This is a genomic window from Streptomyces sp. NPDC043854 (assembly GCF_056436005.1).
In genome coordinates this window covers 146,492-157,966 of record NZ_JBWKDK010000011.1, presented here as the reverse complement: position 1 = coordinate 157,966, position 11,475 = coordinate 146,492, and the positions used below count along the sequence as shown (strand labels likewise).

Here is an 11,475-nt window from a genome sequence, read left to right as displayed (position 1 = left end):
TTGCCGCCATGGCTGACCAAATGGTTCTTGCAGCCCAGAAATGGGTCAACGCGACGTATAAGGGTGTCGCCGGCTACAACCCCGTGACGGAGGACGGGAAGACCGGATGGAACACCATGTACTCCCTGACCCGGGCGTTGCAGCACGAACTCGGGATCGCGACACTCTCCAACGCATTCGGTCCCACCACGTTGTCGATGTTGGCAGCCAGGGGACCCATCAAAGTCGGTGAGCCGAACAAGAACATAGTCAAGATCATCCAGTGTGGCCTTTATTGCAAGGGTTACAGCGCCGGTGCCATCGATGGGGAGATGTCGAACCCCACTTTGTTCGGCTTCAAGACGATGATGGAAGACATGGGAATTCCGGCGGAGAAGGTCGGAAATGCCCTGCCGGCCAAGGTCTTCAAGGCCTTGCTCACCATGGATTCCTATATCTTCCTGTCCGGCGGATTGGAGCAGATCCGCCTCATGCAGCGGTGGCTCAACGCCCGCTACTGGGAGAAGTCGACCTTCTTCATTGGCCCGTGCGACGGATTCTTCTCCCGTGATGTCCAGCAGGCCCTGATGAAGGGGATCCAGTACGAGTCGGGAATTCCCGAGGGCTCGGCCAACGGCATTTTCGGACCCGGCACGGAAGCGGGCCTGCGGGCCCACACGCTCGCCGAAGGCGACTCCGGGACATGGGTGCAACTGTTCTCCGCCGCCTGTGTGGCGAACGGTCCCTCGAACACGAGTGGCGACATCGCCAGCTTCAGTTATGAGTTCGGCCCGAAGCTCGCGAGCTGGGTGAAGAAGTTCCAGAGCTTCTCCGCGATCGGTGTATCGGGTAAGGCAGACTTCGACACCTGGGCGCAGCTGCTGGTTGCCTATGGCAACCCTGACCGGGCGGTCGACTGTTGTGACACCCGCTTCACCATCACTCCCTCCCGGGCGAAGGCGCTACATGCAGCCGGCTACCGCGCTGTAGGACGCTACCTCGACGAGCCGGCCGGGAGTACCCTGAACAAGGAGATACAGCCTGGAGAACTGGACGCGATCTTCTCCGCCGGTCTGAGGGTCATCCCGCTGTGGCAGTACGACGCGCGGAAGCTCGCGGATTTCACGTACGCCAACGGCTACTCGCACGGGCGCAAGGCGCACGAACGGGCCGAAGGCTATGGATTCAACCGCAGCACGGTGATCTACTTCGCGGTCGACTATGATGCCACGCAAGCGGAGATGGACAGGATCGTCGACTACTTCATCGGCGTGAATGACGCCCTGAAGAGCAACGGCAGCAAGTACATCACCGGCGTATACGGTTCGCGGAACGTGTGCGCCAGCGTGGCCGGAGGCGCTTTCGTTCCATACGCGTACGTCTCGGGCATGTCCTATGGATTCTCCGGCAACCTCGGATTCCCCCTTCCGCAAAACTGGGCGTTCAACCAGATCAAGGAGTTCAACTTCTCCGCGGGTTCGGACACCTTCGCGCTGGACCGGGTGTCGCACCGCCCCGGCGCGGACTTCGGGCAGAACTCGGTCAACCAGTCGGGAAGTTCAACGGTCGACCAGTTCATCGCGTATGTCCAGAAGGTGTACGATGCCGCCGTCGGGTACGGAAAGGGCGACGCGAACGAACTGTGCCTGCAGTTCATGCGCTGGGAGAAGTACACAGACTCCCGCTGGGAATCGCTGTTCGGTGATGTGGACAACGCGTTCATACAATTTTGCGTAGACCGGGGACTTGGCCGCGCGAGGGATCAGGCGTACCTCGACCCGTCGATGGGTGTCACCATCAGCCCGGACCACCTGATCGCCAGTGCCGCAGGCTATTTCCTCAAGGGGAACGCCGGAGTCGGCAAGGCGAATCGTGCCGAACTCGCCAGTTGGGGCGGGGACCTGCTCACGTTCTACGGAGAGTGGAGTCGTTCGGACAACGCATCCCCGCTGGACTTCTGCCGCAGGACACTGGCCAGGACCGACGTCGCGTCCACGTTCTCGCTCAGCGACCTGATCGAGGACATCGACGGGTTCACCGTCGCGATGAAGCTGAAGGCCGGCGGCACGAACATCGTCACCGAACTCAGGAAGATTCTGCTCGGTGGGGGTCACAAGACGCGTTTCAGTGACTTCAAGGCGGCCAGGTTCGGCAACACCACCGACGGCGTCAAGAAGACGGCGAAGGCGTTTCTCGAGGACGACATTAGCGACACTCTGCTGTCAAGTACGCGTGCACTGCTGATCCAGCGGAACTGCCCGATCCACAAGAAGCCCTGGCTCGAGTCTGACTCCGTGATGGACGAGTTCTACCGGGGATTCGCCGAAGTTTTGCAGCGTCTCATCGACCAGCAGTGACCCGCTGAAGCCGGTGTCTCGGCCAACGGGCCGAACCCGTTGTCCAGAATCTCACGGAAGTGACCTTTCGCTAAGGTATGTGCAATCTTCATCACACCCAGGCTGACAGCAGACCCGGACGCCCGTACCCGTCGAAAGCGGCGTGCCGGGTATCTTCCCCAGCCATGAGGAAACGCTTGGCGCAGGAGACGGGAAGAACCACGCGGCTCCGGGTGTCCGCGAAACCGGATCAGGAGGAGGGGATGCAATGCCGACATCTTTGATGGGCCTGCTCCTGCTCGTGAGTGCGGTGGTGGTACCAGCGTGCATCGTGGTGATCGTTCTCATGCTGAGGAACCCGCCCCGTTCGCTGTCCAGAATTTGTGCGGTTCTCGCCCTGATCTTCGGTTTCTCGGCTACGGCCGTGTACTGCTACGGCTGGTTCTCCGTCACCTTGGGGGGGCCGTTCCCGGAGCTGTGCGAGGACAGCAACGCGTCCGGCGCCCAGTTGGCGAGCCTGAAGCAGGATTTCTGGCCCCTTCGCAACGCCTGCATCTATTCCGACGGATCGACGGTGGAGCACGTTTCCATGTCGATCAACGTGTTCGTCTACGTGCCGGCCGGCCTTGCCGTCGTCCTGACCTGCGCCGCCGCGTTCCTTTGCCGGCGGGCACGACACATTCCCGAAGGGACCTCATGACCACCGCATTCTCGCGTCGCACCGTACTCAAGCAGTTCACCGGCGTCGCTGCCGGGGCCGCACTGGTCTCGGGCGGAGGTGCACTGCTGGCTCCCGCCACCGCCGTCGCCGCGGACACCAAGTGGCGCAGATCGACCTCGGCGAACGGCTGGATCATCCCGAACGCCCGCTCTTCGTTCACCGGCACCTGCGACATCCAGGGAACCGGCCTGACCGTTGTCCTACGCCAAGGTGACACCGCAACGGTCCTGGCCTACCTGGCACAGCGTTTCCACTACGACGTCGCCCGGCTGGAGAGCGGTCGCGGCGAGGTCATCGGATATCGTCGCGATCGCGAGGTCAGGGTGGACTTCGAGTCCAACCACCTGTCAGGGACCGCACTGGCGCTGTATCCGGAAACCTACCCGCTGGGAGTCACGGGGAACTTCTTCCCATACCAGGTCACGGCGATCCGGGACATCCTCGCGGAACTTGAAGGCGTGGTGAAGTGGGGCGGTGACATGAAGCCAGCCATGGAATCCATGTTCTTCATCGACGTGCCGCCGGAGTCGCAGCAACTCAAGCAGGTCGCAGCGACGCTCAGAGCATGGCAGATCACTCCGAGCAAGGGCGCCGGGACTCAGAACGTCGAGGACCCCAATCGCATTAAGGCGTCGAAGGAACTGGCGAAGAGCCAGAAGGTCTAGCCTCCATGCTGGGACTCTGTTGGTGATGTTGGCAGGTCATGCGGCGGCTGTGCACAGGGTGCGGAAGCGGGTGGCCCGGCGTCGCGTTCTGGGTTCGGTATCGAGCCAGTCCGCGACACGGGTGATGTTGCAGGCCAGTGCGGTGAGTACGTGCTGGACGTGGGTTTTCGCCAGGCCTCGGTAGCGGGAGCGTCGCAGGCCGTGGGTGCGGACGTTCTGCGAGAGGGTGGCCTCGATGCCGGCGCGGATCGCGTAGCGGCGCTGCCACTCTTCGGTGGTCTGGTCGAGCCGGTTGCGCATCTGGATCTCGTGGAGTTCGCGGGTGGGCAGCAGGGCGAGGGCCCTGGGCCGGGTGGCGGAGGTGGTGCACTGTGGGCGGACCGGGCAGGCCAGGCAGTCGGCCTTGGCGAACTTGACCTGGATGTAGTCGTGTCCGCTGATCCGCAGTGGTCTCCATTCCCGGCTGACCGCGCCCTGGGGGCAGGTGGCCTGCCGGCGGTCCCAGTCGACGGGGAAGGCCGATTTGGCAAAGCCCGAGCCGGTCCTGGCCTGGCGGCTGTGGTCGGGGACGACCGGGCCGAGCAGTGTGATGCCGTGCACGCGAGTGGCCCGTTCGATGTGTGCAGGGGTGATGTAGCCGGCATCGACGATGTGCTCGCGCGGCAGTAACTCCCGCTCGGTGAGCACGTCATGGATGATCGCGGTCATCTCGACGTCCTGCCCCGTGGAGTGGGTCGTGGCCACGTGGACCACGAGTTCAGGGCGCTGGTCGTCGCAGGACTCGGTCAGATGGACGCGGTAGCCGCTCCAGGCGGTGTTCCGTTTGACGCAGTAGTGCGTATGGGTGTCGTAGGGGGAATCGAAGCGCAGGTGAGCTGGGGGCAGGGCATGCCCGTCCCGCCAGCGCAGGCACCCGCGGGCGTCCCAGTAGTAGTGATGGACCCACGCTTGGCGGAGGATCTCCACTTGCGGCAGAAGACACAGGTGAGGCGGGCGGACGTGGCCCAGAGGGCGGCGAGGATCTTCTGGCCGTCTCGGCCGGTCTGCTCGGCCCACCCGGTCACCGCTGGTTTCCCGAACGGTAGCTTGCCGATTTCTACCCGGCGCCCGTACCGCTTTTCCCATTCCGGCTTGATCAGGGGCCGCAGCCAGTCCGGGTCGGCCTCGACCAGCTCCTCCAGTGCCGCCCGCAGCGCTTCCCCGACCAGCTCCAGACGGCTGAGGAAGCGGACCGCGGCCAGCACGTGGGTGGCGTCGGTGCGCTGCCGCCCGCCGGGCTTGAGCAGTCCAGCCTCCTTCAGGCGCTGCAGCATGACCTCCAGCAGCCGCTCGGCGGCACCGTCTCCGGCCAGCCGGGCTCGAAACTCGCACAGCACCGAGTAGTCGAACCCGGGATCGTCCTGCTCCAGGCCCAGCGCGTACTTCCAGTCGATCCTGGTCCGCACCGCGTCCGCCGCAGCCCGGTCGGAGAGGTTTTCCGCGAACTGCAGCACAGACACCAGCGCCAGCTGCCCCGGCGACAGGCACCGCCTGCCGTCCGTGGGATACAGACCGGCGAACTCCTCATCCTCGAACAGCACATCCAACCGGTCCCTGATCAGCATCGCCGGTGTGTCCTTCGGACACGCCGCCCGCGCTGTCCGCACCGTCCTGACCGGGATCCTCCGATGACTCTCCGGCCGCAACGACACCACGACCACCCCCACCGCTGACATCGCCCTGCTCCCACCAGACAAGCACCCGCCAGCCCAGGTGTCAGCACCCCACCAACATCACCAACAGAGTCCCGGCATTGGGTCTAGGTGTTCTGTCCCGGGAGGTTGTGGACGGGTGATGCAGGTCTCGACTGAGGGATCTTGAAATGGGTGAGGGCCTTCTGGCCTGGTGTGGATTGCGACATCTGCACCGGCGACCAGAAAGGCCCTCGTGCCCTACCGTAACGCACCCCTGACCGAGACCGGACGCCTGCGGCTGGCACGCTGCGTGGTGGATGACGGCTGGCCGCTGAGGCGGGCGGCCGAGCGTTTCCAGGTCTCGCCGACCACTGCCCAGCGGTGGGCCGCCCGCTATCGCGCCATGGGTGAGGCGGGCATGGAAGACCGCTCATCCCGTCCGCATCACAGTCCGCGCCGCACCCCGACCCGCACCGAACGCCGGATCATCAAGGTCCGCGTCACCCGCCGGTGGGGACCGGCCCGCATCGCCGGACTGCTGGACGTGCCCGCGTCCACGGTGCACCGGGTCCTCGTCCGCTACCGGATCGCCCGCCTGACCCATCTCGACCGGGCCACCGGGGCCGTCATACGCCGCTACGAACGTGAGCGTCCCGGTGAACTGGTGCACGTGGACATCAAAAAACTCGGGAACATCCCCGACGGCGGCGGCCACAAGATGCTCGGCCGTCAGGCCGGCCGCAAGAACCGCTCCAGCGCCGGCTACGGCTACATCCACACCGCCGTCGACGACCACTCCCGCCTCGCCTACAGCGAGATCCACTCGGACGAGAAGAAGGAAACCGCCACCGCCTTCTGGCAGCGGGCACACGCCTACTTCACCGGCGTCGGGATCACCGTCGAACGCGTGCTGACCGACAACGGCTCCTGCTACCGCTCCCACACCTGGCGCGACGCCCTGGCGCCAGCCGGGATCACCCACAAGCGAACCCGGCCCTACCGGCCCCAGACCAACGGCAAGGTCGAACGCCTCAACCGAACCCTGCTCGACGAGTGGGCCTACGCCCGCCTCTACCGGTCAGAGCAGGAACGACGCGACGCCTTCCCCCAGTGGCTGCACACCTACAATCACCACCGCGGACACACCGCGCTCGCAGGCAAACCACCCGCCAGCCGCGTCCCCAACCTCACTGGGCAATACAGCCGTGTCATGCAGGGAAGGTTGCGCCCGCCGGTGGCCCGAGCGGCCCTGATCCGGTCCTCTGCCCGGCCCGCAGACGGTGGCGGAGATCCAGTTCGGCGATCGGCAGGCCGGTGGTGTTCGTCGCGAAGCACGTCAGCCGCATGCCGTGGGTGACCGGTGACGAAGCCTACGGGCAGGACCCGCAGCTCCTCGCCGCCCTGGAGGCACGCGGGACCGGCTACGTCATGGCCGTCGCCTGCTCAACGCGGGTACGGATCAACCACGGCCGCACCCCAGTCCACGCGGACACCGTCGCCGGCCGCCTGCCCGCCACCGCCTGGCAGCGGCACAGCGCCGGACATGGCGCGAAGGGACCGCGTCACTACGACTGGGCCTGGATCCACATCGGCACCGACAGCCACCGGCACCTGCTCGTCCGCCGCAACCGCACCACCAGGGCACTCGCCTTCTACCTGTGCTGGTCACCCACCGAAGTGCCCCTGGCCGAACTGGTCCGCGTCGCCGGTGTCCGGTGGAGCGTCGAGGAGTGCTTCCAGGCCGCCAAGTGACAGGTCGGACTCGACCACTACCAGGTCCGCAACTGGACCTCGTGGCACCGGCACATCACGCTCGCCATGCTCGCCCTGGCATTCCCGACCGCCATCGCCGCCAGCACGGCCCCGGGGCGGCCCACCGGCACGCACCACCACGTTCGCGGCAGCGACCCGATCGCGTTGACCGTCCCGGAGATCCGCCACCTGCTCACTGCCGTCCTCAACCCACCAGCCGTGACAGCAGCCAGGCTGCTGCACTGGTCCAACTGGCGCAGACGCCACCAGGCAACAGTCCGCCGCAGCCACTACCGGCGACGGTCAACTATCGCAGCGGCCGGATCAGGAAAGGCCCGCCGGAGGGCCGGCGGGCCTTATGGGTGGCCATGTCAGCCGCAGTGGCCCAGACCGCTGTGCCACGCATCCCAGTGCCGGCGGCCGCTGGACCAGTAGTCCGTCCCGCCCCCGTACTCCACACACTGGCCGTTGGCCTTGATCTTTACCGGCCCGGCGTAGGAGTTGTAGTACCCCTCGTCGGATGTCATTACCACGTCGCCCGCGGCTCGCAGATCGGCCCTCACACGACCTTGGTTCTGGCCGCCGACCACAGTGGTGACGACGCAGTTGTATCCCGAAGAGGCGTTGTACAGCAGGTATGCCCTGGCCTGCGGGCCGCCGGTTCCCTGGTAGTAGCCGAGGTCGTGGGACTCTTGGACGTAGTATCCCGAGCCGCATACCGAAACCGGGTTCGCGGCTGCCGACGCAGACGTGGTCATGCCAATCGTGACAGTGATGGCGGCACCGGCCGTGACCAGAGCCTTTGCTATCTTGCGCAAAATCCCCCCTTGAGATGAACGAAATCGCTGGCGTGAATTCCAAGTGATCTTGTCAGTGTGTCGGGGCCCGGTCAATTCGATATGCCGGGTTGGGAACCTGACAGATCCGTCGTCCGATAGCTGGACCGGGCGTGGTAGACCGGCCCGGACGTGCGAGGATCGGAAATGGCGTGTCCGGGCCGCGCACCCGGCCGCGCCGCCGCTGTACCAGGCGCGAGCATGAGGAGCATCGTTGAGCAGGTTGCGTTGGCTGACCGCTGGGGAATCGCACGGTCCGGCGCTGGTGGCGACGCTGGAGGGGCTTCCCGCCGGCGTTCCGGTGACCACGGAGCTGGTGGCCGACCACCTGGCGCGGCGCCGGCTCGGGTACGGGCGTGGTGCGCGGATGAAGTTCGAGCAGGACGAGGTCACGTTCCTGGGCGGTGTCCGGCACGGGCTGTCGCTGGGTTCGCCGGTGGCGGTGATGGTGGGGAACACCGAGTGGCCGAAGTGGGAGAAGGTCATGTCGGCCGATCCCGTGGACCCGTCGGAGCTGAAGGAGACCGGTCGCAACGCGCCGCTGACGCGGCCGCGTCCGGGCCACGCGGACCTGGCCGGCATGCAGAAGTACGGGTTCGACGAGGCGCGGCCGATCCTGGAGCGGGCGAGTGCCCGTGAGACCGCCGCCCGTGTCGCCCTCGGCGCGGTGGCGCGTTCCTTCCTGAAGGAGGCCGCCGGCATCGAGATCGTCTCGCACGTGGTGGAACTGGCCTCGGCGAAGGCCCCGTACGGCGTGTACCCGACCCCGGCGGACGTCGAGAGGCTGGATGCGGATCCGGTGCGGTGCCTGGACGCGGATGCGTCGAAGGCGATGGTCGCGGAGATCGACCAGGCCCACAAGGACGGCGACACCCTCGGCGGCGTGGTCGAGGTCCTCGCGTACGGGGTTCCGGTCGGGCTGGGCTCGCACGTGCACTGGGACCGCCGCCTGGACGCGCGCCTGGCGGCGGCGCTGATGGGCATCCAGGCGATCAAGGGGGTCGAGGTCGGCGACGGCTTCGAGCTGGCCCGGGTCCCCGGCTCGCAGGCGCACGACGAGATCGTCGCCACCCCGGAGGGCATCAAGCGGACCTCCGGCCGTTCCGGCGGCACCGAGGGCGGCCTGACCACCGGCGAACTGCTGCGCGTCCGCGCCGCGATGAAGCCCATCGCGACCGTCCCGCGCGCACTGGCCACGGTCGACGTCGCCACCGGCGAGGCCGCGGCCGCGCACCACCAGCGCTCCGACGTGTGTGCCGTGCCCGCAGCCGGCATCGTGGCCGAGGCGATGGTGGCGCTGGTGCTGGCGGACGCGGTGGTGGAGAAGTTCGGCGGTGACTCGGTGGCCGAGACCCGCCGCAACGTGCAGTCGTACCTCGACCACCTGCAGATCCGGTGACCGGCGGACCCCTGGTCGTCCTCGTCGGCCCCATGGGGTCCGGCAAGTCCACGGTGGGGGAGCTGCTGGCCCGGCGGCTCGGCGTCCCCTACCGGGACACGGACGCCGACATCGTCGCGGCCCAGGGCCGCCCGATCTCGGACATCTTCGTCGACGAGGGCGAGCCGTACTTCCGTGAGCTGGAACGGCAGGCGGTCGCCGCCGCCGTCGCCGAGCACACCGGAGTCCTCGCCCTCGGCGGCGGCGCCGTCCTCGACGCGGGCACCCGCGAGCTGCTGGCCGGACTGCCGGTCGCCTACCTCTCGATGGACGTCGAGGAGGCCGTCCGGCGCGTCGGCCTGGGCGCCGCCCGCCCGCTGCTCGCCGTCAACCCGCGCCGCCAGTGGCGCGAGCTGATGGAGGCCCGCCGCCCCCTGTACACCGAAGTAGCGCGCGTCGAGGTGCCCACCGGCGAGCGCACCCCCGATGAGGTCGCCCAGGCGGTCCTCGACGCTCTGGAGTTGAAGGACGTATGACAGACCAGGTGACGCGGATCCACGTCGGCGGAAGCGCGGGCCACGACCCCTACGACGTGCTGGTCGGCCGGCAGCTGCTCGGCGAGCTCGCCGGCCTCATCGGCACGCGTGCCCAGCGGGTCGCCGTGATCCACCCCGAGGCGCTGGCCTCGACCGGCGAGGCCCTGCGCGACGACCTCGCCGAGCAGGGCTACGAGGCGATCGCCATCCAGGTGCCGAACGCCGAGGAGGCCAAGACGGCCGAGGTGGCCGCGTACTGCTGGAAGGCGCTCGGCCAGTCCGGCTTCACCCGCACCGACGTGGTCGTCGGCGTCGGCGGCGGCGCCACCACCGACCTGGCGGGCTTCGTCGCGGCCACCTGGCTGCGCGGGGTGCGCTGGATCGCGGTGCCGACCACCGTGCTGGCGATGGTCGACGCGGCCGTCGGCGGCAAGACCGGCATCAACACCGCCGAGGGCAAGAACCTGGTGGGCGCCTTCCACCCGCCCGCCGGCGTGCTGTGCGACCTCGCCGCGCTGGCGTCGCTGCCGGTCAACGACTACGTCAGCGGCCTCGCCGAGATCATCAAGGCCGGCTTCATCGCCGACCCGGTCATCCTCGACCTGATCGAGGAGGACCCGGCCGCCGCCCGCACCCCGGACGGTCCGCACACCGCGGAGCTCATCGTCCGCTCCATCCAGGTCAAGGCGGACGTCGTGTCCAGCGACCTGAAGGAGTCGGGCCTGCGGGAGATCCTCAACTACGGCCACACCCTCGCGCACGCCATCGAGAAGAACGAGCGCTACAAGTGGCGGCACGGCGCGGCCGTTTCGGTCGGCATGGTGTTCGCCGCCGAGCTCGGCCGGCTCGCGGGCCGCCTCGACGACGCCACCGCCGATCGGCACAAGCAGATCCTGGCCTCCGTCGGCCTGCCGCTGACCTACCGCGGCGACCAGTGGCCCAAGCTGCTCCAGACGATGCAGGTCGACAAGAAGTCCCGCGGCAACCTGCTGCGCTTCATCGTCCTCGACGGCCTGGCCAAGCCGACCGTCCTGGAGGGCCCCGACCCGGCGCACCTGATCGCCGCGTACGGGGAGGTCTCCGCATGAGCCGCACGGTGCTGGTGCTGAACGGCCCCAACCTCGGCCGGCTCGGCTCCCGCGAACCCGACGTGTACGGGGCCACCTCGTACGCCGGACTCGTGGAGACCTGCCGGGAGCTGGGCCGGGAGCTCGGCTTCGACGTCGAGGTCCGCGAGACCAACGACGAGGGCGAGATCATCCGCTGGCTCCACGAGGCGGCCGACGGGAAGATCCCGGTGGTCATCAACCCCGGCGCGTTCACGCACTATTCGTACGCGATGAGGGACGCGGCCGCCCAGCGCACCGCCCCGCTGATCGAGGTGCACATCTCGAACCCGTACGCGCGGGAGGAGTTCCGGCACACGTCCGTCATCGCCCCGGTGGCGACGGGCACGGTCGCGGGCTTCGGGATCGGCTCGTACCGGCTGGCGCTGCGCGCCCTGGCGGACGAAGTCGACGTGTGACGGTGCTGGTGGGCGGCACCGCCCCTGCAGTCATATAACGTTCTCGCATCAGTCGGTGGAACGAGACGGAGTGG

Annotated in this window: 10 protein-coding genes and 3 pseudogenes; 9 read left to right on the top strand and 4 right to left on the bottom strand. The window is 67.5% G+C overall.

All coding sequences use genetic code 11. The features are described from left to right. Positions 1-8 precede the first annotated feature (8 nt). From AC068A_RS13515 to AC068A_RS13505, 3 genes are all read left to right on the top strand, one after another. The gene (locus AC068A_RS13515) at positions 9-2,336 is read left to right on the top strand and encodes a glycoside hydrolase domain-containing protein (protein WP_478584458.1); all 2,328 of its coding nucleotides are present in this window, start codon (positions 9-11) and stop codon (positions 2,334-2,336) included. A gap of 247 nt (positions 2,337-2,583) precedes the next feature. Continuing rightward, the gene (locus AC068A_RS13510; protein ID WP_478584456.1) at positions 2,584-3,015 is read left to right on the top strand and encodes a hypothetical protein; all 432 of its coding nucleotides are present in this window, start codon (positions 2,584-2,586) and stop codon (positions 3,013-3,015) included. Continuing rightward, on the top strand, positions 3,012-3,701 hold the full coding sequence (locus tag AC068A_RS13505) for a hypothetical protein (RefSeq protein WP_478584454.1): 690 nt from the start codon (positions 3,012-3,014) through the stop codon (positions 3,699-3,701). Before AC068A_RS13510 ends, AC068A_RS13505 begins: the two co-directional genes overlap by 4 nt. Before the next feature lie 36 nt (positions 3,702-3,737). On the opposite strand, the gene AC068A_RS13500 is transcribed toward AC068A_RS13505, so the two are convergent. Next, entirely contained in the window at positions 3,738-4,490 is a 753-nt protein-coding gene (locus AC068A_RS13500) for a transposase (protein ID WP_478584497.1), read from the bottom strand. Next, positions 4,487-5,305 carry a transposase gene (locus AC068A_RS13495; protein ID WP_478584453.1) on the bottom strand — a complete coding sequence of 273 codons (819 nt, stop codon included), beginning with the start codon at positions 5,303-5,305 and terminating at the stop codon, positions 4,487-4,489. The genes AC068A_RS13500 and AC068A_RS13495 overlap by 4 nt, the downstream gene beginning before the upstream one ends. Positions 5,306-5,627: 322 nt before the next feature. On the opposite strand from AC068A_RS13495, the pseudogene AC068A_RS13490 reads away from it, so the two are divergent. Beyond that, positions 5,628-6,578: pseudogene (locus tag AC068A_RS13490) on the top strand (IS481 family transposase); the annotation flags it as partial. A 2-nt stretch (positions 6,579-6,580) separates the two neighbouring features. Here AC068A_RS13490 and AC068A_RS13485 read toward each other — a convergent pair. Next, positions 6,581-6,723, bottom strand: a pseudogene (locus tag AC068A_RS13485) (IS1380 family transposase); the annotation flags it as partial. 1 nt (position 6,724) lies between these two features. On the opposite strand from AC068A_RS13485, the pseudogene AC068A_RS13480 reads away from it, so the two are divergent. Then, positions 6,725-7,435, top strand: a pseudogene (locus AC068A_RS13480) (IS701 family transposase); the annotation flags it as partial. A gap of 62 nt (positions 7,436-7,497) precedes the next feature. Here the strand turns inward: AC068A_RS13480 and AC068A_RS13475 are convergent. Beyond that, a complete protein-coding gene (locus AC068A_RS13475) occupies positions 7,498-7,944 on the bottom strand; it encodes an acetyltransferase (RefSeq protein WP_478584451.1) in 447 nt (148 codons plus the stop codon). Positions 7,945-8,176: 232 nt separating this feature from the next. On the opposite strand from AC068A_RS13475, the gene aroC reads away from it, so the two are divergent. The 4 genes from aroC to aroQ are packed head-to-tail and all read left to right on the top strand — an operon-like array spanning position 8,177 to position 11,401. After that, complete coding sequence (gene aroC, locus AC068A_RS13470; RefSeq protein ID WP_478584449.1) at positions 8,177-9,361, top strand: chorismate synthase; 1,185 nt, start codon at positions 8,177-8,179, stop codon at positions 9,359-9,361. Next, entirely contained in the window at positions 9,358-9,876 is a 519-nt protein-coding gene (locus tag AC068A_RS13465) for a shikimate kinase (RefSeq protein WP_478584447.1), read from the top strand. Before aroC ends, AC068A_RS13465 begins: the two co-directional genes overlap by 4 nt. After that, complete coding sequence (gene aroB / locus AC068A_RS13460) at positions 9,873-10,964, top strand: 3-dehydroquinate synthase (RefSeq protein ID WP_478584445.1); 1,092 nt, start codon at positions 9,873-9,875, stop codon at positions 10,962-10,964. Before AC068A_RS13465 ends, aroB begins: the two co-directional genes overlap by 4 nt. Beyond that, the gene (gene aroQ / locus AC068A_RS13455; RefSeq protein WP_478584443.1) at positions 10,961-11,401 is read left to right on the top strand and encodes a type II 3-dehydroquinate dehydratase; all 441 of its coding nucleotides are present in this window, start codon (positions 10,961-10,963) and stop codon (positions 11,399-11,401) included. Before aroB ends, aroQ begins: the two co-directional genes overlap by 4 nt. Positions 11,402-11,475 lie beyond the last annotated feature (74 nt).